Source organism: Bradyrhizobium sp. SZCCHNRI3043 (assembly GCF_032377735.1).
GTDB lineage: Bacteria > Pseudomonadota > Alphaproteobacteria > Rhizobiales > Xanthobacteraceae > Bradyrhizobium.
Map to the genome: position 1 here is coordinate 319207 of NZ_JAUHID010000005.1, position 21050 is coordinate 340256.

Here is a 21050-nt window from a genome sequence, read left to right on the forward strand (position 1 = left end):
CAGCGGCCTGAACGTCGTGCGGCCGCCCCTGCGCCTCAGAACGGAATGTCGTCGTCCATGTCGCTGTTGCGTCCGCCACCGCCGGCCGAAGCGACCGCGCGGCGCGGCGGCGCCATCGACGGACCGCTGCTGCCGAAATCGCCGCCACCCATGTCATCGGAGAAGCTGCCGCCACCGCCGCCGCCCCGGCCATCGAGCATCGTCAAGGTCGAGTTGAAGCCCTGCAGAACGACCTCGGTCGAGTACTTCTCGACACCGCTCTGGTCGGTCCATTTGCGGGTCTGCAGCGCGCCCTCGATGTAAACCTTGGCGCCCTTCTTCAGATACTGCTCGGCGACCTTGCAAAGGCCCTCGTTGAAGATCACCACGCGGTGCCACTCGGTCTTTTCCTTGCGCTCGCCGGTCGCCTTGTCGCGCCACGTTTCCGACGTCGCAATGCTCAGATTGGCGATCGGCCGCCCATCCTGCGTACGCCGGATCTCGGGGTCCTTGCCAAGATTGCCGACCAGAATCACCTTGTTCACACTACCCGCCATCACCACTCTCCCGCGGTTCTCGATCATCGGACCGGCCGTCCACACCGGCCTCACGGCGTCCGGTGGCTAACCCTTCCTCTCGCGGCGGACCCTATACGGTTGCCGCGCGGTCCACCCGCCCTGTCCATTGCTTATCCACATATAGCAGGCGGAAGGCCATTGTTCCAGTTTTGTTCGCGCGCATATGTCTACAACCGTGCGTCGAGTTCCGCGGAACTCGATGGAACCGCAACTTCTCGCAATGGAACCCGCAAAAAGTTCCCTTATTCACGGAAAAGGGATTAACTTTCATCAAGTTAGCTCGCCGCACTTCCTCCTCGGCTGTGGCTTTTGGGAGACGGTATCCAGGGTTGAATAGCGTATATTTCTGGACGGATTGGGGCCGCAAGCGTGGTCGCACCAACTTCACAGAAGTGCGTCTCCGGGGACCAATTGGAGACGCCCAACGCGGGAGACTTGGGATGAAAAGAATTTTTCTCGGAGCTGTCAGCTTAATGGTTTTGGGGGCGCTGACGCCGGCGGGAGCCGCCGATCTCGCCGCCCGCCCGTACACGAAGGCCCCGGTGGTGGCGCCGGCGCCACTTCCGACCTGGGCCGGTTTCTATCTCGGTCTGCAGGGCGGCGGCGGCTGGGGCCGAAGCAACGAGACCTTCTTCGGAGCGCCCAATACGGCGATCTTTGCCGGCACTCAGAACTATAACACCAGCGGCGGCTTCATCGGCGGTGTGGTCGGCTACAACTGGCAGGTCGACAACATCGTGTTCGGTCTCGAGGGCGACTATCACTGGGCCGACATCAACGGCCGGTCGGGCGTCATCAACGCCGGTCTCGGCGATACCTACTTCACCAGGCTGCGCGGCTTCGGCGACATCAAGGGCCGCCTCGGCTGGGCTGCGGGTCCGGCGCTGTTCTTTGTCAGCGGCGGCGCTGCCGTCGGCGATCTCCAACACCGCTACGACGCAGCGCTCAATGGCGGCGCGGCGAATAGCTTCGCTCAGAATAACTGGCGCTGGGGTTGGACGATCGGTGCCGGCGCCGAGTACATGTTCGCGCCGAACTGGTCGGCCAAGGTCGAATACAACTATCTCGACTTCGGCAAGAGCTCGATTCAGTACAGCGCGGTTCCGGCCAATCGCTCCGAGTGGAGCGACACCGTGCACACCGTCAAGGCCGGCATCTCCTATCACTTCAGCGGCCCGATCGTGTCGCGCTACTGATTGCACGCGCAAATCGAATGTGTCGAAAGGCCGGCTTCGCGCCGGCCTTTTTTGTGTGCCAGAACCGGTACTTGCTGGGCCGTTGTGTCATTTGGGTGACGGCTTTTTACGACGGAAGGGGCTATCAAGGTCCGGCGGGTGGGCGTTGGTGAGAGTGTACGTGCGGGCGTCGGACTTGGTTTGGGGAATGCGATGAGAAGGCTGTTGCTGGGGGCGACAACTTCGCTGGCGCTGGGGATTGCGCCGGCCATCGCTGCCGACTTGCCCGCGCGCACCTTCACCAAAGCGCCTGCGATGATCACGACGATCTATGATTGGAGTGGCTTCTATATCGGCCTGAATGCCGGTGGCGCATCGGCCCGCACCTGCTGGACCAACAAGGTCAGCTTCGCCGGCGTGGCCGCAACCAACGCGGAAGGCTGCCATGATGCGACCGGCGCGCTGGCTGGCGGCCAGATCGGCTATCGCTGGCAGGCCGGCGGCTGGGTGTTCGGCGTCGAAGGCCAGGGAAACTGGGCCAACCTCAAGGGCAGCAACACCAGCCAGTTCGTCCCGCCCGTGACCAACCAGACCAAGATCAATGGGATCGGCTTGCTCACCGGCCAGATCGGCTATTCCTGGAACAACGTGCTCTGGTACGTGAAGGGCGGCGCCGCGGTTGCGGGTGAGAAGTACAACGGCCTGTCCACGGCAACCGGCGGTGTGCTCGACCAGTCCAGCGCCACGCGGTGGGGGGCGGCTGTCGGCACCGGCGTCGAGGTCGGCTTCGCCAAGAACTGGTCGGTCGCAGCCGAATACGAGCACCTGTTCATGGGCAACCGCACCCTCGGCTTCTCGGGCGTTCCCGGTGGAGCCGCGGGCCGGACCGATGCGGTCGGCCAGGACGTCGACATGGCGACGGTCCGCGTGAACTATCGCTGGGGCGGCCCCGTCGTATCCAAGCACTGACTTTTCCAAGCGCTGACCCTCGAGGACTGGCAGTCGAGGGTCTGACGCGCCAAGCGCTCACCCGCGCCTCGGGACAGCTCTGCGATCTGCACGACCGGTCGCGATCTTTACCAGCGCTTAAGTACGTTCGGCACATCCCGCCCCGCGCCTGCTCCCGATCACGAGTTTAGAAAGCAGTCTCTCCTACAACCAGCAACAGGCCACCTTCGCGTGGGCCCGGATCGGAGGGATCCGGAGCGTGGTGTATTGGGACTGGGGAGAGACGAATGCAGAAGACGACCTTGATCTTGACCGCAAGCGCCGCGGCGCTGGGACTGACGCCGGCCTCAGCGGCCGACTTCGCGACGCGCCCTTACAGCAAGGCGCCGCCGCCGGCCTATGTCACGCCGCTGCCGAACTGGGCCGGGTTCTACCTCGGCGTCAATGGCGGCGCCGATTGGAGCCACAACTGCTGGACGCTCAATCGCGTCGGCGGCGTGCCGGTCGTGCCGACCCAGTCCGAAGGCTGCCACAATGCCTCGAGCGGCCTCATCGGCGGCCAGGTCGGCTATCGCTGGCAGGCGGCGAGCTGGGTGTTCGGCGTCGAGGCCCAGGGCAACTGGACCGACCTGAAGTCGTCCAATGCGAGCACGGCGGCGCTGGCTGCGGGCATCACCAACAACACCAAGACCGATGCGATCGGCCTGTTCACCGGCCAGGTCGGCTACGCCTGGGGCAACGTGCTCTGGTACGTGAAGGGCGGCGCCGCCGTCACCCACAACAAATACACCGGCACGGCGAATGCGGCTGCGCCCTTCCCGGTCGGCACGCTGCTGGATTCCGCCAGTGAGACCCGCTGGGGCGGCACCGTCGGCACGGGCGTCGAGTTCGGCTTCGCGCCGAACTGGTCGGTCGCCGTCGAGTACGACCACCTGTTCATGGGCTCGCGCGACATCAGCTTCCCGGCCACCGCAACCGTGCTGTCGCGCGTCGATACCATCAAGCAGGACATCGACATGGCGACAGTCCGGGTGAACTATCGATTCGGGGCGCCGATGGGCACGCGCTACTGAAAAAAGCCGCCGCTCGCACGCATTCGGAAAGGCCGGCCCTCGCGCCGGCCTTTTTCGTGTCAACAGCCCGGCAGCGTCGCGGCGTTTTTGTGCTAAATATATGATTTATAACGCTTTTTCGTTTCTGTGGCGGGCGCGTTACAGCCTCGCCGGGATGCCCTGTGTATGACTTGCCCATCGCTTGTCATTCCAACCTCCCGGGGGAGAATTTGATGAAGAAGTTGTTTGTGATCACGACGGCGCTCGTCGGCATCGCAACGGCCACGTCCGCTTCGGCGGCCGACATGGCGGCACGTCCCTATACGAAGGCGCCGCCGATGGTCGCGCAGATCCTGAGCTGGTCGGGCCTCTACGCCGGCATCCAGGGCGGCGGCGGCTGGGGCACCAGCAAGGAGACCTTCCTCGGCCGCTTCAATGCGCCGGGCTTCCTGGGCACCCAGAACTACAACACCAATGGCGGCTTCGTCGGCGGCGTGGTCGGCTACAACTGGCAGGTCGACAACGTCGTGTTCGGCCTCGAAGGCGACTATCACTGGGCCGACATCAACGGCCGCTCCGCCGTGGTCAATGCCGGCCTCGGCGACACCTTCTTCACCAAGCTGACCAGCTTCGGCGACATCAAGGGCCGCCTCGGCTATGCCGCAGGCCCCGCCCTGTTCTTCGTCAGCGGCGGCGCCGCGGTGGGCCAGTTGCAGCATCGCTATGACGGCGTCCCCGGCAACGTCTTCAGCCAGAACACCACCCGCTGGGGCTACACGGTCGGCGCCGGCGCCGAGTATATGTTCGCGCCGAACTGGTCGGCCAAGCTCGAGTACAACTATCTCGACTTCGGCAAGAGCGCGATCCAGTACAGCGCTTTCGCAACCAACCGCTCCGAGTGGAAGGACACCGTCCACACCGTCAAGGCCGGCCTCAGCTACCATTTCGGCGGCCCGGTCATCGCCAAGTACTGACACCTGCAACCGACAGGTTCCGAGAAAGGCCGGCGAAAGCCGGCCTTTTTTGTTGCCCTGATGCCACCTTGCCGGCTCGCCACACCCGGAACCAAGCAGTTGAGTGACATAGGCTTTCTGGAACTTGCCCGTAAAAACGCGGTTTGGCCGCGAGTGTGTCTTCAGGGTGACGGTAATCCGTACGGAACCGGGCTATAGGAACCTCGTCAACTTGAACGGGTGAGTCTGTTTCGTGCGTAAAACTCTCGGTGCGATGCGGACTGCTAGGAATTAACTGGAGACTGGAATGAAGAAGATCCTGCTCGCGACCGTGGCCCTGGCCGCCCTGGCCGCTCCCGCTGCCGCCGCTGATCTTGCCGCGCGCCCGACCTATACCAAGGCGCCGGTTGCCGCGCCTGTGCTGACCTGGACCGGCTTCTACATCGGTGCCATGGGCGGCTATGCCAACGAGGATGCTGACTTCGCGGCCATGAAGGGCGGCTTCGCTGGCGGCACCGTCGGCTACAACTGGCAGCAGGGTGCTGTCGTGTTCGGCCTCGAGGCCGACGCCGCTTGGGCCGACATCAACGCAAACGTTGGCGCGCTCGGTGTCAACGCCGAATCCAAGATCCGTGACTGGGGCACCGTCCGCGGCCGCATCGGCTACGCCTTCGGCCCGACCCTGCTGTACGCGACCGGTGGTTACGCCTGGGCTGACAACCGCATCTCGCTGACGGCTCCGGGCTTCGCCGCTTCGGACAGCAAGATCCACTCCGGCTGGACCGTCGGCGCTGGCGTCGAGTACATGTTCGCCCCGAACTGGTCGCTGAAGGGCGAATACCTCTACAAGAGCTTCGGTGGCGAGAGCTACACCTTCACCGGCCTCGGCACGCTCGCGACCGGCACGCTCAACGTGCATTCCGGTCAGGTCGGCATCAACTACCACTTCTAAGTCTTCGCCTCCGGGCCAACGCACACAGCCTCCGCTCTGCCAGAGCGGAGGCTTTTTCTTTGCGGGATCGCGCACAAGGCAGGACGGAACCGGCAGCCTCCTGCCATTCGCTGCCATTCCCTGAGCGCATTGTTGATGATTCGCTGACGGCACTGGAAATCCAGCCCCGTTCTTCCTACGTTCCGACGATACCTTTTCCCTCTGGCGTCCGATGGCCGGCTTCCGGCGAACGCGCCTGCAACGATGGCGCGACTCTGCGCCGTGGGACGATCGTCATGGATGAAGTGCTCAAGGCCAAGCAGCGCGCGCAAGCCAACCAGTCGAGCCTGCGGGCGATCACGATCCGCGGCGCCCGCGAGCACAACCTCAAGAACATCGACGTCGAGATCCCGCGCGACAGGCTCGTGGTCTTCACCGGCCTGTCCGGTTCCGGCAAGTCCTCGCTCGCCTTCGATACGATCTATGCCGAGGGCCAGCGCCGCTACGTCGAATCGCTGTCGGCCTATGCCCGCCAGTTCCTGGAGATGATGCAGAAGCCTGATGTCGACCAGATCGACGGCCTGTCGCCGGCGATCTCGATCGAGCAGAAGACGACATCGAAGAACCCGCGCTCCACCGTCGGCACGGTCACCGAGATCTACGACTACATGCGGCTGCTCTGGGCGCGCGTCGGCGTGCCCTATTCGCCGGCCACCGGCCTGCCGATCGAGAGCCAGACCGTGTCGCAGATGGTCGACCGCGTGCTGGCGCTGCCCGAGGGCACCCGCCTCTATCTGCTGGCGCCGGTCGTGCGCGGACGCAAGGGCGAGTACAAGAAGGAGCTGGCAGAATATCTCAAGAAGGGCTTTCAGCGCGTCAAGATCGACGGCACCTTCCATGAGCTCGCCGAGGTGCCCACGCTCGACAAGAAGTTCCCGCACGACATCGACGTCGTCGTCGACCGCATCGTGGTGCGCCCCGACATCGGCCAGCGCCTCGCGGAGAGTTTCGAGACCGCGCTGAAGCTCGCGGAGGGACTCGCCGTGATCGAGTTCGCCGACGCGCCCGCCTCCGCCGCCCCGGCCGAGGAGAAGAAGAAGACCGCCAAGATCCATGACAAGAGCGGGCCCGAGCGCATCCTGTTCTCGGAGAAGTTCGCCTGCCCAGTCTCCGGTTTCACCATTCCCGAGATCGAGCCGCGGCTGTTCTCGTTCAACAATCCCTACGGCGCCTGCCCGGAATGCGGCGGCCTCGGTGTCGAGCAGCACGTCGATGCTGATCTCGTCATCCCCGACAAGGACGTCACCCTGCGCAAGGGCGCGATCGCCCCCTGGGCCAAGTCGTCCTCGCCCTATTACCTGCAGACGCTGACAGCGCTCGGCAAGTTCTACAAGTTCACGCTCGACACCAAGTGGAAGGACCTGCCGAAGAAGACGCAGAACGCGCTGCTGCACGGCTCCGGCGACGACGAGATCAAGTTCACCTATGAGGACGGCGTCCGCGCCTACGACACCAAGAAGCCGTTCGAGGGCGTCATCACCAATATCGAGCGCCGCTTCCGCGAGACCGAGAGCGAATGGGCGCGCGAGGAGCTCGGCAAGTACTTCAACGACGTGCCCTGCGCCGGCTGCAACGGCTTCCGGCTGAAGCCCGAGGCGCTGTGCGTCAAGGTCGCCGGCAAGCACATCGGCGAGATCTCCGAGCTCAGCGTCAGGGCTGCCGGCGAATGGTTCGCCGAGGTGCCGAAGGTCCTGAACGCGCAGCAGACCGAGATCGCCACCCGCATCCTCAAGGAGATCCGCGACCGCCTGACCTTCCTGCTCGACGTCGGCTTGAACTATCTGACCTTGGCGCGCTCCTCCGGCACCTTGTCGGGCGGCGAGAGCCAGCGCATCCGCCTGGCGTCGCAGATCGGCTCGGGCCTGACCGGCGTGCTCTACGTGCTCGACGAGCCCTCGATCGGCCTGCACCAGCGCGACAACGCCCGCCTGCTCGACACGCTGAAGCGGCTGCGCGACCTCGGCAACACCGTGATCGTGGTCGAGCATGACGAGGATGCCATTCGCCTCGCCGACTACGTGCTCGACATCGGCCCCGGCGCCGGCACCCATGGCGGCAACATCGTCGCCGAGGGCACGCCGGCCGAGATCATGCGCAATCCGGCGTCGCTGACCGGCAAATATCTCACCGGCGAGCTCGAGGTCGAGGTGCCCGAGCGGCGGCCACCGAACCATCGCCGCACCATCAAGGTCGTCAACGCCCGCGGCAATAACTTAAAGAACGTGTCGGCCGAGATCCCGCTCGGCCTGTTCACCGCCATCACCGGCGTCTCCGGCGGCGGCAAGTCGACGCTTCTCATCGACACGCTCTACAAGGCGATCGCGCGCAAGCTCAACGGCGCCAACGAGGCGGCCGCGCCGCACGACCGCATCGAAGGGCTGGAGCACATCGACAAGATCATCGACATCGACCAGTCGCCGATCGGCCGCACCCCGCGCTCCAATCCCGCGACCTATACCGGCGCATTCACGCCGATCCGCGAATGGTTCGCCGGCCTGCCGGAATCCAAGGCACGCGGCTATGAGCCCGGCCGCTTCTCCTTCAACGTCAAGGGCGGCCGCTGCGAGGCCTGCCAGGGCGACGGCGTCATCAAGATCGAGATGCACTTTTTGCCCGACGTCTACGTCACCTGCGACGTCTGCAAGGGCAAGCGCTACAACCGCGAGACGCTCGACGTGCTGTTCAAGGGCAAGTCGATCGCCGACGTGCTCGACATGACCGTCGAGGAAGCCGCCGAATTCTTCAAGGCGGTGCCGCGCGTGCGCGACACGTTCGAGACGCTGCGCCGCGTCGGCCTCGACTACATCCATGTCGGCCAGCAGGCCACCACGCTCTCCGGCGGCGAGGCCCAGCGCGTCAAGCTCGCCAAGGAGCTGTCCAAGCGCGCCACGGGCCGCACGCTCTACATCCTCGACGAGCCCACGACCGGCCTGCACTTCCACGACGTCAAGAAGCTGCTGGAGGTGCTGCACGAGCTGGTCGCGCAGGGCAATTCGGTGGTGGTGATCGAGCACAATCTCGAGGTCATCAAGACCGCTGACTGGGTGATCGATCTCGGCCCCGAAGGCGGCGACGGCGGCGGCGAGATCGTCGCCTGGGGCCCGCCGGAGGACATCGTCAAGGCGCCGCGCAGCTACACCGGACAATTCCTAAAGCCGGTGCTGGAGAAGTCAGCCAAGCCGAAGAAGCGCAGCCGCGGCGCAGCCAGCGAGGCTGCGGAGTAGTTGCCCTCAATTCCCTTGTATCGATCGTCATTGCGAGCGAAGTGAAGCAATCCAGGGCCGCGTACGCGATTCTGGATTGCATCGCGCTCCTCGCAATGACGCATGTGGTCGATACCGGTTCATCACAGCAAAGCCCGCCGCTCTCTGCAGAGCGGCGGGCTTGATGTTTCTGCAACGAACTCAGATTACCACTGGCGATAATATCCGCTGCGCGTGCCGTTGTTGTTGCCGCCCGGGCCGACGTCGCCCTGGGTCGAGCTCGGGGTCGGATGGTTGGTGCCGTTGTAGCCGGTGCCCCAGCCAGGGCCGTCATACGGGCCCGGCGCGACCGCGACGTAGCCTTCCTGATAGACCGGCCCCGGCGCCCAGGCGAAGGAATCGCGGTAGGCGTAGGTGCTGGTGACCTGGCCACCATAGCCGTAGCCGCCCGGGCCGTATTCGCCGGCCGAGGCCGCAGCGGTGCCAGCCACGAGCGTGACGGCGGTCAGCGCGGCGAATCCAAACGTGCGCGTCATGAACTTGCTCCTTCGTTCCTAATTCTCGGAGAGCAAACGATATCGATCCATCCAAGGTTCCGCCGGTCCCCACAACAATCGTGCGACACAACGCGACGCTCACCTTCGCGCGACCTCGTGATCCAATGGCTTCGTGACATCGCCCGACACGTGCAGCGAACCCGTCCGACACAACAAACCCGCTGCTCTTGTCGAGCGGCGGGTTTGATCGCCTAACGTCTAACGCGAGATGGCGGCTACCACTGCCGGTAGACACCGGTCAGCGTGCCGTTGTTGTTGCCGGACGGACCGACATCGCCCTGGGTCGAGCCAGGGGTCGGATGGTTGGTGCCGTTGTAGCCGTGGCCCCAGGCCGTTGTACCCCACGCCACCTCACCCGGCGCGTAGGCCGGCGCCGGCGCGGCGTCATACACCGGCTCGGAATCGTTGCCCTGTGTCGGCGGCACCCAGGCCATCGAGTCGCCGTAGCGGGCATAGCCCTGCGCGGCTGCGGCGGCGGTGCCGAGCACCAGCGTGGCGGCGGCCAGCGCGGCCATCTTGAGCGTGCGTTGCATGTGTCTCTCCTTGCTTCTGTGCGGGGTCAACGACCGCACAGCGCCAGGCGTTCCTGCAGCGCACGCTCACAAAAATCGTGACGAAAGGTTGATCGGCCGCCGCATCAAGGCCCCCCTTGCAGGACTGAGCGAACCCAGCCCCGCAAAGGCTGCTCTGCGGCGCTCAGGCTGCGACGGCGACCGCCCGCGGCCGCGCCACACCGGTCTTGGTGACACCCGGCAGCGGCGGCGCCTTCGTGCCGGTCGCATGCGGAAAATACTGCAACTGCATGGAATGCATGTAGCCGGCTTCTGCGGTCCAGGAATCGTTCGTCTCCACGATCGGCGTGATCGTGAACAGGTCCGGATTGCTCGGCACGATCGACGTATAGGTCGGGATCGTTGCGCTGAGGATCTCAAGCGGCTTGTAGATCGAGTAGTAGTTGGTGTCCTTCAGGACCGGCGCCGGCGGCGCATAGGTGACGAGAATCCCCTTCAGATTGGCCCATCCCATCGGCACGATGTCGTTGCTGTTGACCGCCGCATAGTAGGTATAGGCCTTCGCGAAGGTGGTCGCGAAGCCCGCGTTCCACATGGTCGGAGCCGCGAAGGTGTGCGGCCACAGCGTGAACTTCAGCGACGAGTTCAGCTTCGGCAGTTGATCCTGCAGCCACGCCGTCGCCACCACGGCGAGCGCGCCACCCAGGCTGTGCCCGGTCACCATCAGTTGCAGATTCTGCTTGGCCGCAAGGCCGCGCAGATAGTCGAGCAGCGACAGGTCCGTCGCGGGATCGGTGAGCGCGATGACCAGCGCCAGCGCATCGTTGATCCCGGCACTGATCTGCAGCGGCGAGCCGGCCTGCTGCGGATACAGCCACGGCACCTGGAAGACTGCATCGACGTCGGCGAGCACGTTCTCGAAGGCACCGCCGACCGAGCCGTCGACATCGGTGCCGCGGAACGCCAGCGCGTAGTTGCCGTCGCTGCCTTGCGCGACATAGGCGAGCACGCCGTTGTTGACCGCCGGGCCCCAGACGAGCGACCACGGACCGTTCGCCGCGCCCGACGGGACGGACTTCAACATCGTCACGAAATCGCTCGGCTGAACCGTATCGAGCGCGTCGTCGATATAGGCGAAGTAGGACAGATACGCTGCAGCAACCTTGTTGAGGGCCATGTGAAATCTCTCTGGCTTGAATGATGAAAACAAATTCGATCAAATCGGGCAGGCAGACCCTGATCCGCCGGCGCATCGGGATCATAGACCGCGTTATTTCCAGGTGCACATCACAACATGTTCAACCCCTGATCGTCGAACGTCACCATGGAGCTGCGACACGCAAGGATCGCATCTCATTGCGCGCCGCCCCCCCATTGCTATGGCGCAGGGACTGTCGCAGGACGACACTCCTCGACGATCATCAGCCCCTCGCCGCGCTCACCCCACGCGATGCCATATTCCCTCGTCATCTTCGATCTCGACGGCACGCTCGCCGACAGCTTCCCGTGGTTTCGCACCCACGTGAATGCCGTCGCTGTGCGGTACCGCTTTCGTCAGGTCGAGGAGCAGGACATCGACGGGCTGCGCCATGCCTCGACCCGTGAGATCCTCGATTTCCTTCAGGTGCCGCGCTGGAAGCTGCCCTTGATCGCGCGCCACGTGCGCCGGCTGAAGACGGCGCATGCAGCAAGCATCCCGCTGTTTGCAGGCGTCGACATCATGCTCGACACCCTTGCCGCGAACGGCATCATGCTCGCATTGGTCTCGTCGGACAGCGAGGCCAATGCGCGGCAGAAGCTCGGATCGCGCGCCGGTCTGTTCGCCGATTTCGATTGCTCAGCCTCGGTGTTCGGCAAGGCACGGAAGTTTCGCCGGGTGCTGAAGCGGCTGCGCGTCGATCCGGCCCAGGTCATCGCGATCGGCGACGAGACCCGCGACATCGAGGCTGCGCGCGCCGCCGGCATCGCCTTCGGTGCGGTGACATGGGGCTATGCCGCGGAGCAGGCGCTGCGCGACCACCAGCCGGAGATGCTGTTCACCCGGATGGACGAGATCGTGGAACGGTTGGTGGTGCCCGCCAGACGAGATTCGTAGCCTACATCAGCGCCGGCGACATGCAGGGATAACGACGAGCCTCGATACCTCCCCGCGTCATTGCGAGCTGCGCTCGCAATGACGCGGGCTGCAGATGCAACTCCATTCCCGCCACCGGCGGACCTGCCTCACCGCCGCAGGAACGCGCCGAACGCGCGCGGGCCGTTGCCGACCTTGATCTCCCCTGTGACCTTCAGTGCGGCCACGTCGATGACGCTCAGGATGTTGCTTTCCCAATTGGCGACGATGACGCGTCGGCCGTCGGCCGTCGCCTCGATGCCCTCGGGATAGTCACCGACATTGATGCGCTGGAGCGGCTGGAGGCTCGCCAGGTCGAACACGCTGACCGTGCCGTCATACTGGTCGGTTACGAAGCCCCTGCCCTGCGCCAGCGCCACCGCATAAGGCCGCAAGCCGGTCTTGACCCGGCCGATCTCGCGACGCTCGGCGAGGTCGATCACCGAGACGTCGTTGGAGGCGACATTTGCCGTGTAGGCGCGCTTGCCCTCGGCGTCGATGGTGACACCGAACGGCCGCGTGCCAACCTTGATGGTCGCAAGGCGCTGGCGCGTCGCCGTGTCGATCACCGAGACCATGTCGTCGTCGCGGTCGGCGGAGAGCAGCAGCTTGCCGTCTTGTGTCACCGCAAGCCCCGACGGCGAGGCGCCGACCGCGATGCTGCCGGTCACGGTCCGGGTCTTCGCATCGATCACGCGAATTGCGGCGTTGTACCAGTCTGCGACGTAGACCGTCGAACCGTCCGGCGTCACGGCAATGCCGAGCGGGCCGCCACCGACCTCGATCCGTCCAACAACCTTTCGCGCGACAGCGTCGACGACGCTGATGCTCTTGTCGTCCGGACTCGCCACATAGGCGAAGCGTCCGTCGGCAGCCACCGCAACGCCGGCCGGCTTGCCGCCTATCGGGATCGTCGCCACCGGCTTCGAGGTCGCGAGGTCGACGATGGTCAGATCATCGCTGAGCTGATTGGTGACGAAGGCTTCTTCGGCGTGGGCACTGGCGCAGCAGACGAGCACGGCTGCGAGCAGAAAAGCTCGAATAGGATCTGAGAGACGATGAGTGGCACAGCGGCTTGCCTTGTACCCACCTCGCCCCGCTCTTGTCCGCCGTAGCTCGCAGAGCGAAGGCGAATGCGGGGCCGCGACGAGCTTCGCTCGCGCTGAGAGGTCGGATTGCATCGCCAGATGCAATCCGGGTGAGGGGGCACAGGTCTCACCGCCCACACCACCCGTTCGGCTGCCCCTCACCCCAACCCTCTCCCGTAAGAACGGGGAGAGGGAGCGCAGCGCTGACTTGGCGACATGGTCGTATCCAATCAGCTCCCGCTCTCCACCTTCTTCTTCAGTCCCTCGAGCCCGCCCTTGTAGAGCCCGGTCACCGCATTGACCGCGGCCTCGTCGCTCAGCTCCGGCGGCGGATCGTTGTTGGGGAAGCCGCGGTAGAACGCGCCGGTCCATTCGACCACGCTGCCTTTGCCATCCGCACTCGGCGTCACTGCGATGGTCGACGAGTAGTTTGTCACCGGCAGCACCTTCACATCGACCGCCGTGATCCGGTACGAATAGCTCATCTTCTCGGCGTCGTATTTGTAGAGCTCCTCGTCGACCGTGGCGCCGCCCTTCAAGGTCAGCTTGCGGGTGGCGCCGATCTCGTTGCCCTTGTCGCCCGCGGTCTTGTCGACGACGCCGAGCCAGCTCATGTCCTGGAAGTTGCCGATCACGGCCCACACCTTGGCGGGTGCGGCGTTGATCTCGACGTGCTCCTGCACCTTGCGCCGGGTGGGACCATGCGCATCCGCCGTGCTCAAAGCCGTCGTTGCGATCGCGAGCGCCGCCGTTACGGCCAGCGCCTTGCCGAACACCATCCTCATCTCGTTTCCTCAACCATTCTCATTTGGCCCGCGCATCTGGCACGCGGCGGGCCCATCTTTGCACCGCTCCCGATTGTTGCAACAAAAAAGACCGTGTCGTGGCGCTCTAAAGCGGGTCAATTGGCGCCACAGCAGCGCTTGTATTTCTGGCCGGAACCGCACGGACAGGGATCGTTGCGGCCGACCTTGCCGAAGGAGGCGAACGGATTGGGTTGCTCAATGAAGGCGGGCGCGCCGGGCACGGGCGCCCCGCTCCGCCGATGACGGTTGAGGGTCAGCACCGCATGACGGATGTCAGCAGCCGCCTCTCGGTCGAACCCGGTATTCTCGACGCGATCGGCATTCTCGTCGCGCGCCAGCTCGATCGCCACCATCAGGCTCAGCGCCGCCTCGCCCACGTCGCCGTCGACGTTCCGGTAGGCCTTGAACCGCTCTTGACGCAGGTCCACCGCCGCAGCAAAGCCGTCGATCCACAACTCCCAGATCACACTGCCGTCGATCGGATCGACCGGATAGCGCGGCTGATACAGCTCCGGCGTTTGCGTGAGCGTCCGGGCGATCTCGTCATGATACGCCATCACCAGGTCGAGCACCGCGTTGGCGTGGTCGATGCTCGCAAACACCGAGTGGCGGCCTTTGCCGAACCCGAACGCCGCGGCGAACCATTCGCTAGGCGGGACCTGCTCCGGCAGGACCAGCAGGCCGGCGATGAAGCCGTCGAGCTCCTCCAGCACCATGGCGCGGTCGTCGAGGGCGAGCAGCGCCTGGTCGAGCTCGTCGTGACGGTTGGCCTGCTCCGACATCTGAAACCCTGCTTCCCTCACCCGCGTCGCGACCTGATTTGCCCGACGCGCACGCCGCGAAGGCGTGACGCGACCGTTTTGACACCAAAACGGCCATGCGCGCAAAATCTATATTTCGACGCGGGATCAGCGCCATCACCCCTGTCCAGTCGTGTCGCGAAAAATATTCTTCTTTCGCTTTTTCGGAATTTGCGTTCTTCTGGGTGCGTCCTGCACTCACGAGAGGGGCGCTTCGCGGTCGTCACGGGCGTTGAGTGCGGGATGCGATGGACGTCACGGGCCCGGCGCAAATGCGCAGACGACGGGTCCGGCGGCGGACGGCGAAATCGTGTGGTCCTGACCTCCCGACGCTGAGGTCAAGCTGGTGGTGATGCTCACGCATCGCGCCGGTGACGGTGGCCAGAAAGCCCGGTGCACCGAGGAGATCACGTATAAGCCGTAACACCATCGCGCAGGGAAGGCCGGGTCATCTCGGCTGAGCCTGTGGTTCCTGCCCCGTGCATTTTTCCCGCACGGGGGCCGCGGGCATCAGCGGATGCCCGGCCTTCCCTGCGCCCTCTCACTTCGAGGAGGGCAGAATATGATGCAAAGCCCGGACGCCATTCGCACGCGGGAACGAGGACTCATGTCTCTCCATCATCGCGAGGAGCAAAGCGACGAAGCGATCCAGAGTCTTTGCGCAGCCCTGGATTGCTTCCGCCTGCGCCCGATGGGCTTCGGCGGACACGTCGCTTCGCTCGCAATGACGGCGGAGCAAGTTGGTCGACCTCGCCAACTCTCATGCACCACGCCCCGCCCTCACTCCGCAAGCACCGCCTGCACGAAGCCGTCGGGATCGGCGCAGAACTCGCGCAGGGCCTTGAAGTGATCGGTGTCCTGCACAACGACCTTCTCGAGACCGTATTTGGTCAGGCGCAGCAGGGTCGCGCCGGGATAGGCCATCAGCACCGGCGCATGCGTCGCCATCAGCACCTGGCAATGACCGGACTCGTCCATCCGCCGCATCAGCTTGAGAAACTCGATCTGGCGCGCCGGCGACAGCGCCGATTCCGGCTCGTCGAAGATGTAGATGCCCTGGCGCTGGCAGCGCTCCTCGAAGAAGCGCAGGAAGCCCTCGCCGTGGGAATGCGACAGGAAGTCGGGCGGCGGCCCTCCGAATGGATCGTCCAACGCGGCCTCGTCGAGATAGCGCGCCACCGAGAAGAAGCTCTCGGCGCGGAAGAACCAGCCCTGCGTGATCTTCGGCAGCCAGCTCGCACGGAACGCGGCACCGAGCGTGCCCCCCATGCGCTCGATCGCACGACCATGATCCACCGGCCTGTAGCCCTTGCCGCCGCCGGCCTCGTCATAGCCGGCCAGCGCCGCGATGCCTTCGAGCAGGGTCGATTTGCCGGTGCCGTTCTCGCCGACGATGATGGTGATGGCGCTCGTGAAGCTCAGCTCGAACTCGCCCTGCAGGAACGGCAGGCAGAACGGATATTCAGCGCGGTCGGCGATCTTGGCCGGATCGAGCCACAGCCGCTTCAGATAGGGTGCGCGCAGCCGGATCTCACGTTGCTTCCTCGCCATGACGCCTTCACAAATTCGGTGACATCGCGGGCAATCTCGCACAAGGCGGCGGGATCGGCCACCGTCCCACGCGGGCTACGCCGCGACCTCCAGCACCAGCTCCATCGTCATCAGCACCGGGTTGTCGCCGCGAACCAGACGTCCCTGGGCCAACGCGCCGGTGTAGTCCACCAGCGCGACGTCGAGCGTGGCTTCGAGGCCGTCACCGCCGGGTGCGATCGCTCCGGCGGCGATGGTCAGCTCGGTCGCGAACGGCTCGACGACGACGCCGCTCTCGAAGCGCGCGCCGATGGTCGAGCCGACACCGCCGCGGATGCGCGCGCTGCTGATGCCTTGCGCGTGGCAGAAGTCCTCCAGACAGCCGGCAAAATCCTGGTTCGGCCGCAGCCGCAGCGCAAAGGCGCGGCGATCGGTCCTTGCGGCGCGCGGTGCCGCCGCCACCGGTCCGAACAGCTTGAAGCCGGTCTCCGGATCAGGCTCGGCCGCGAAGATCGCACCGTCGAGCCCGAACGCCTCGACATCAAAGGACTCCGCGACAATCGTCTCCTCGGGCAGGATGTGCCCGCCACCGTTGCGACCGCCCTCTTCCGTCCACAGCGCATGGCAATGGAAGAACGGTGCGCCGTCGCGCACGCCAAGCGTCATGGTGGCGGTGGTCAGATGCGTGACACCGGCGGGCCGATAGGTCTCGCTGTAGAACGCGGCATGATCCGGCGTCTTCGACAACGCCGGCATCACATAGGCGAACGGGCCGAGCGCGCCACCTCTGATGTCGAGCACGCCGCCGGCAAAGCCGTGCGCCGCAAAGCCGCGGTGCGCGGCTTCCAGCAGCGGCAGCCCCTGCTCCATGGTGAAGCTGAACGCGCGGCCGCGCGCCTCGACCCATTGGATACGGTCCGAGACGGGGACACCGGGCTGGGTGATGGATCGCATCCGCACTCAGCCTTGTTTGGTGAGATCGAGCAGGCCGCGGGCCTCGAGCTCGTCGCGCACCAGGCGCTTGGGGATCTTGCCATAGCCGGACTTCGGCAAGGCATCCCAGAAGAAGAACCGCTTCGGCATCTTGTAGCGCGGCAGCTTGGTCGCGAGATAGCCGGCGATCGCGCTCTCGCTCGGCACGGCCGCGCCCTCGCGCGCCACGCAGACGGCGACGCCGACCTCGCCCCACACGGGATCAGGCACGCCGAGCACGGCGACCTCGCCGATGTCGGGATGGGTCAGGATCTTCTCCTCCACCTCGCGCGGATAGATGTTGGAGCCGCCGGAGATGTACATGTCCGACGCGCGGCCGGTGATATAGACGAAGCCCTGCGCGTCCATGTGGCCGAGATCGCCGGTGCGGAACCAGCCGTCGCGAAACGCCTTGGCATTGGCGTCGGGATTGTCGTAGTAGCCCGCGAACACGGCCGGACCGATGACGCAGATCTCGCCGGTCTCGCCCGGCTTCAGCTCGCGCCCCTGATCGTCCTGGATCGAGACCTGCATGCCCGTGCGCTCATAGCCGCAGGTGCCGATCCGCGCCTCCGGTCCATCCTCTTCCTCGTGCGCCGCGGCCGGCAGCACCGTGATGTTGCCGGTGACCTCGCCGAGGCCGAAATACTGGACGATGACCTTGCCGAGCCGCGCCAGCGCGCGCTTCTGGTCCTCGCGATACATCGGCGCGCCGGCATAGATCACATGGCGCAGCGAGGAATGATCGAACCGGTCGACGGCGGGATGCTCGACCATCATCTTCAGGATGGTCGGCACCGTGAACAGGTTGCTGATGCGATGCGCCTCAATGAGACGGAACGCCTCGGTGATGTCGAACTTCTCGCTCGGCAGCAGCACCGTCCTGGCGCCGCGCGCGCTCTGCATCAGCTGGTGCACGCCGGCGCCGTGCGACAGCGGCGCCACGACGAGCGACGCGTCGTGCTCGGTCGTGCCCGGCGTCAGGTCCGCGAGATGGTTCGTGATGACGAACGCCATCTGGCCATGCGTCAGCACCGCCGCCTTGGAGCGGCCGGTCGTGCCCGAGGTGAAGAAGAACCAGCAGGGATCGTCGTGCTCGACGGCAGCGTTCGCGACGTGTGCGCCGACATGCGCCTTCATTGCGTCGGCCACGGCCCCCGTGCCGAAGCTGCCGCCTTCACCGATGCGCCAGGTAAAGTCAGCAGTCGTCACTGCGGCAGCGTGCTCCGGAAAGTCGCCGTGGCAGAGAAACGCCTTCGCGCCCGAGGCGGTCGCGAGGTAGGCGACCTCGTCCGGCATCAGGCGGAAATTGGTGGGCACCCAGACCGCGCCGAGCCGGAACGCGGCAAACATCGAGACGAACATCTCCTCGCAGTTCTTGGAGTGCACCAGGATGCGATCGCCCTTGGCGATGCCCTGCTCGGCCAGCGCCGCCGCGAGCGCCGAGACCATCGCGTCGATCTCGCGCCAGGTCCACGACCTCTCGCCCCAGACGAAGCCGACGCGGTCGCCGAGCCGGCGGCCGTTCTGCGTCACGATATGCGCGAGATTCATCACCCGCCGCGACATCCGCAGCTGTGCGCCACTCATCGACGAGCCCTCGCATCCCGGCAGCAAATGAACAGAACCATGACAGCGTTCCCTCGATCGATTCTCGGGCAGTCTCGGCCACCCGTTACCTTCCCACTTGTTTATCGCGGTCCCGCGCGACCTCGCAAGCGCGGCCTGCCCATCGCTCCCATGCGACGGTGTCATTCGAACGAATGCAGATGCCGTGCGACAAACCCGAGGCCGGCCGCGCATTCCTTCATTTCACCGCGCACCGAATCTGATTTGAGGACACCCATGATCAATCGTCATTTCCTGCTTCTCGGCCTCGCTGGCGTGCTCGCCGTATCCCCGCTTCGCGCGCAGGCCCCCGCCGCCAATGAGCCCACCGGCATCATGACCGCGATCTACACCCGCGTCGCCAAGGGCAAGGGCGAGGATGGCGGCAACTTCGTCATCGAGAACAAGGCGGCACGCGCGAACTATCTGTCGAAGTCGCTGGCCGCCCAATGGGCCAAGATGGACGCCCGCACGCCGAAGGGCGAGGTCGGCGCGGTCGATTTCGATCCCGTCACCAATTCGCAGGATCCGGATGTCGCCTCGTTCAAGGTGAGTCCGGAGAAGCAGGAGGCCGACAAGGCGACGGTCGCCGTCACCATCGCCGGCCATCGCAACGATCGCAAGGAACAGGCCGACAACGTCATCCGTTACGACTTCGTGCGCGATGCCGGCCAATGGAAGATCGACGACATCCGCGGCGCCGTCGACGGCAAGCCCTGGTCGATCCGCGAAATGCTGGCCGAATTCATCAAGCAGACCGACAAACCGAAACGAAGGTAGAGAAGCATGACCGCCGTCCGCGACAACAAGGCCCAGAGCCGCTTCGAGCTCGACGTCGAAGGCAGCATCGCTTTTGCCAACTACCGAGCGACGCCGCAGGCGGTCGTCATCACCCACACCGAGACCCCGGCGGCCCTGCGCGGGCGGGGCATCGGGTCCGAGCTGGTCAAGGGCGCACTGGAGTTGCTCCGCGCCGAGGGCCGCAAGGTGATCGCGGGCTGCAGCTTCGTCGCAGACTACCTCCGCGACCATCCGGAGAACCGGGACATCATGGCGTGACGTTCCGTAGAATTACCGAGCAACACGATTGGACCGCGCGCTTTAACCCAATGGCTACCCGGATGGATCAGCAATCCCCCGCCGAACAAGCAACCAGACCGGTGGGGGGAGGCTCATGTTCGTCACTGCCATTTTCGACGTTCTCAAGCGCTACGTCCACTACCGCACCCAGCTCGCTTATCTTGACCAGCTCGACGAGCGCACGCTGCGCGACATCGGCTTCAACCGCGACCAGTTGCACGCCGAGGCCTGGCAACGCGCCGGCGTCGTGCACGTCTGAGCCGTTCGAGCAACCTCTCGCGACACGATATCGACGACAAAGGCCCGCGCGATGGCGGGCCTTTCGCTTTTGGGCCGTCGGCGGCCGACGCTCAGTGCTTGATCTCCGGCGGAAGCTTGCCGCCATTGGCGGCGAGCTTGCTCATCACCTGCTTGTGCAGCCACACATTCATGCTGGCCGAGTCGTTGGTGTCGCCACTGTAGCCGAGCTCCTTGGCAAGCTCCTTGCGCGCGGCGAGGCTCGAATCGATGTCGAGCGCCTTCATCAGGTCGACGATCGAGGTCCGCCACTCCAGCTTCTCGTGTTTGGCAGCCGCGGCCTTGTCGACGATCGCCGCCACATCGACGTTTTGCGCCGCAGCAGCCGGGCCCCCGGTCGGAGCTGCCGTACCGCCTGCCGGCGCGGTGCCGCCCGCGGCGGGCGTGCTGCCGCCGGCCGGCGCAGCCTCGGCATGATGGCCGAAAATAGCGCCCATGATCTTTCCGAAAATGCTCATCAATGGCTCCCAATGGATGGTGATCGTAAGAAGAACTCGGCCGGCGTTGTTCCGTTGCAAAGACGGCCGTAGAGCCGCTCCGCCACCCGCCGGGGCCTGCCAAGGCGACCACGGCGACGAATGTGAAGCTTACCCAAGGCGGAATGACGGCGGAATGACTTTGTCCGTGGACGGCTCGGCTTCTTCGGTCGCGGGCACCGTTCTAATGCACCGCGACATTCACAGCACTCACCGAGGCGTGAGTAGGCGCGGCCTGTTTTGCCACTATCCTGATGACTTCCGTTCGCGAATGGCCGCCCCGAGGTTCGTCGCGTCTGGCCATCCGCGAATTTGTTCCAACGAGAAGCGCA

Annotated in this window: 21 protein-coding genes; 10 read left to right on the forward strand and 11 right to left on the reverse strand. The window is 65.1% G+C overall.

Annotated elements, in window-relative coordinates; translation table 11 throughout:
- Window positions 1-35 precede the first annotated feature (35 nt).
- Window positions 36-536 (reverse strand): single-stranded DNA-binding protein, encoded by a 501-nt coding sequence (locus tag QX124_RS14355; protein ID WP_315738108.1) that lies wholly within the window; start codon window positions 534-536, stop codon window positions 36-38.
- Window positions 537-997: 461 nt separating this feature from the next.
- On the opposite strand from QX124_RS14355, the gene QX124_RS14360 reads away from it, so the two are divergent.
- The 6 genes from QX124_RS14360 to uvrA all read left to right on the forward strand — a co-directional run bounded on the left by QX124_RS14360 (window position 998) and on the right by uvrA (window position 8900).
- Complete coding sequence (locus tag QX124_RS14360) at window positions 998-1753, forward strand: outer membrane protein (RefSeq protein WP_315774928.1); 756 nt, start codon at window positions 998-1000, stop codon at window positions 1751-1753.
- 192 nt (window positions 1754-1945) lie between these two features.
- Entirely contained in the window at window positions 1946-2701 is a 756-nt protein-coding gene (locus tag QX124_RS14365) for an outer membrane protein (protein WP_315774929.1), read from the forward strand.
- A 266-nt stretch (window positions 2702-2967) separates the two neighbouring features.
- Window positions 2968-3753, forward strand: a complete 786-nt coding sequence (locus QX124_RS14370; RefSeq protein WP_315780071.1) for an outer membrane protein — start codon at window positions 2968-2970, stop codon at window positions 3751-3753.
- A 212-nt stretch (window positions 3754-3965) separates the two neighbouring features.
- A complete protein-coding gene (locus tag QX124_RS14375) occupies window positions 3966-4706 on the forward strand; it encodes an outer membrane protein (RefSeq protein ID WP_315738112.1) in 741 nt (246 codons plus the stop codon).
- A 286-nt stretch (window positions 4707-4992) separates the two neighbouring features.
- The gene (locus QX124_RS14380) at window positions 4993-5637 is read left to right on the forward strand and encodes a porin family protein (RefSeq protein WP_315797488.1); all 645 of its coding nucleotides are present in this window, start codon (window positions 4993-4995) and stop codon (window positions 5635-5637) included.
- A 275-nt stretch (window positions 5638-5912) separates the two neighbouring features.
- Window positions 5913-8900 carry an excinuclease ABC subunit UvrA gene (uvrA, locus tag QX124_RS14385; protein ID WP_315797489.1) on the forward strand — a complete coding sequence of 996 codons (2988 nt, stop codon included), beginning with the start codon at window positions 5913-5915 and terminating at the stop codon, window positions 8898-8900.
- 185 nt (window positions 8901-9085) lie between these two features.
- Here uvrA and QX124_RS14390 read toward each other — a convergent pair whose 3' ends face one another.
- The 3 genes from QX124_RS14390 to QX124_RS14400 form a co-directional block, all read right to left on the reverse strand.
- On the reverse strand, window positions 9086-9415 hold the full coding sequence (locus tag QX124_RS14390) for a hypothetical protein (RefSeq protein ID WP_315797490.1): 330 nt from the start codon (window positions 9413-9415) through the stop codon (window positions 9086-9088).
- A gap of 236 nt (window positions 9416-9651) precedes the next feature.
- Window positions 9652-9969 (reverse strand): hypothetical protein, encoded by a 318-nt coding sequence (locus QX124_RS14395; protein WP_315780077.1) that lies wholly within the window; start codon window positions 9967-9969, stop codon window positions 9652-9654.
- Between the two features lie 163 nt (window positions 9970-10132).
- Window positions 10133-11125 carry a lipase family protein gene (locus tag QX124_RS14400; protein ID WP_315797491.1) on the reverse strand — a complete coding sequence of 331 codons (993 nt, stop codon included), beginning with the start codon at window positions 11123-11125 and terminating at the stop codon, window positions 10133-10135.
- Window positions 11126-11398: 273 nt separating this feature from the next.
- On the opposite strand from QX124_RS14400, the gene QX124_RS14405 reads away from it, so the two are divergent.
- Window positions 11399-12043, forward strand: coding sequence for an HAD-IA family hydrolase (locus tag QX124_RS14405; protein ID WP_315797492.1), 645 nt, complete (start codon window positions 11399-11401; stop codon window positions 12041-12043).
- Between the two features lie 128 nt (window positions 12044-12171).
- On the opposite strand, the gene QX124_RS14410 is transcribed toward QX124_RS14405, so the two are convergent.
- The 6 genes from QX124_RS14410 to QX124_RS14435 form a co-directional block, all read right to left on the reverse strand.
- Entirely contained in the window at window positions 12172-13104 is a 933-nt protein-coding gene (locus QX124_RS14410) for a cytochrome D1 domain-containing protein (RefSeq protein WP_315797540.1), read from the reverse strand.
- A gap of 275 nt (window positions 13105-13379) precedes the next feature.
- A complete protein-coding gene (locus QX124_RS14415) occupies window positions 13380-13934 on the reverse strand; it encodes an SRPBCC family protein (RefSeq protein WP_315774936.1) in 555 nt (184 codons plus the stop codon).
- A gap of 116 nt (window positions 13935-14050) precedes the next feature.
- Complete coding sequence (locus QX124_RS14420) at window positions 14051-14842, reverse strand: UPF0149 family protein (RefSeq protein ID WP_315797493.1); 792 nt, start codon at window positions 14840-14842, stop codon at window positions 14051-14053.
- A 693-nt stretch (window positions 14843-15535) separates the two neighbouring features.
- Window positions 15536-16306, reverse strand: coding sequence for an AAA family ATPase (locus QX124_RS14425; RefSeq protein ID WP_315797494.1), 771 nt, complete (start codon window positions 16304-16306; stop codon window positions 15536-15538).
- Between the two features lie 75 nt (window positions 16307-16381).
- Complete coding sequence (locus QX124_RS14430) at window positions 16382-17239, reverse strand: PCC domain-containing protein (RefSeq protein WP_315797495.1); 858 nt, start codon at window positions 17237-17239, stop codon at window positions 16382-16384.
- A gap of 6 nt (window positions 17240-17245) precedes the next feature.
- Window positions 17246-18847 carry an acyl-CoA synthetase gene (locus QX124_RS14435; RefSeq protein ID WP_315797496.1) on the reverse strand — a complete coding sequence of 534 codons (1602 nt, stop codon included), beginning with the start codon at window positions 18845-18847 and terminating at the stop codon, window positions 17246-17248.
- 255 nt (window positions 18848-19102) lie between these two features.
- Between QX124_RS14435 and QX124_RS14440 the strand changes: the two genes are divergently transcribed.
- The 3 genes from QX124_RS14440 (at window position 19103) to QX124_RS14450 (ending at window position 20204) form a co-directional block, all read left to right on the forward strand.
- Window positions 19103-19645 (forward strand): DUF3828 domain-containing protein, encoded by a 543-nt coding sequence (locus tag QX124_RS14440; protein WP_315797497.1) that lies wholly within the window; start codon window positions 19103-19105, stop codon window positions 19643-19645.
- A gap of 6 nt (window positions 19646-19651) precedes the next feature.
- Window positions 19652-19924 carry a GNAT family N-acetyltransferase gene (locus tag QX124_RS14445; protein WP_315797498.1) on the forward strand — a complete coding sequence of 91 codons (273 nt, stop codon included), beginning with the start codon at window positions 19652-19654 and terminating at the stop codon, window positions 19922-19924.
- A 115-nt stretch (window positions 19925-20039) separates the two neighbouring features.
- Window positions 20040-20204 carry a DUF1127 domain-containing protein gene (locus tag QX124_RS14450; protein WP_315797499.1) on the forward strand — a complete coding sequence of 55 codons (165 nt, stop codon included), beginning with the start codon at window positions 20040-20042 and terminating at the stop codon, window positions 20202-20204.
- Window positions 20205-20295: 91 nt separating this feature from the next.
- On the opposite strand, the gene QX124_RS14455 is transcribed toward QX124_RS14450, so the two are convergent.
- Window positions 20296-20700: a DUF3597 domain-containing protein gene (locus tag QX124_RS14455; protein WP_315738127.1), complete on the reverse strand. Its 405-nt coding sequence runs from the start codon at window positions 20698-20700 to the stop codon at window positions 20296-20298.
- Window positions 20701-21050 lie beyond the last annotated feature (350 nt).